This is a genomic window from Undibacterium sp. RTI2.2 (assembly GCF_035018705.1).
Taxonomy (GTDB): domain Bacteria; phylum Pseudomonadota; class Gammaproteobacteria; order Burkholderiales; family Burkholderiaceae_D; genus Undibacterium.
Genome location: NZ_JASJXN010000127.1, coordinates 1 through 669, shown reverse-complemented (window position 1 = coordinate 669; position 669 = coordinate 1). Strand labels below are relative to the sequence as shown.

The 669-nt window shown below is 52.3% G+C and carries 1 protein-coding gene; it reads left to right on the top strand.

What is annotated here, in order from left to right; translation table 11 throughout:
* Positions 1-19 precede the first annotated feature (19 nt).
* The coding region (locus QN395_RS21390; protein WP_323493148.1) for an IS30 family transposase at positions 20-669 on the top strand (650 nt) is incomplete at its 3' end.

The following is a 669-nucleotide window of genomic DNA, read 5'->3' as shown; positions in this document are numbered from 1 at the left end:
CAGTCATGAAACCGTCTATCTGCGCATCTACGCTGACCGCAGAGCGGGCGGCACTCTCTTCAAGCATCTGCGGGGTCAGAAGCCCTACCGCAAACGCTACGGTAGTGGTCAACAGCGCCGGGGCATGCTCAAGAACCGTATCAGCATTGACCAACGACCCGCGATCGTGGATCAAAAAATCTGCTTAGGCGACTGGGAGGGCGATACGATCATTGGCAAGAAACAGCAAGGTATCGTCATTACGCGGGTCGATCGTGTCTCTCGTTTTACCTTAGCCCGGCAACATCATAGCAAACACGCGCAAGGAGTTGCTGCCAGCATCGAGCAACTGCTCACGCCACATCAGCAGCACTGCCATACCATCACGTTCGATAATGGCAGGGAGTTTGCAGGGCATGAGTCCATCGCAGCACATCTGCAAGCCCAAGTGTACTTCGCTCATCCGTATCATTCCTGGGAGCGGGGGCTCAACGAGAACACGAACGGCTTATTACGATACTACTTTCCAAAGAACACCAACTTCAAGGAAATCACTCAAGCCCAGTTGCAACGGGCAGTCAATCAACTCAATCATCGCCCTAGGAAATGCCTCGGCTATCGAACGCCGTTTGAGGTTTTTTATAATTTGGATATACTCCCCCTAAAACTTACCTCCCGTTGCTCTTCGTA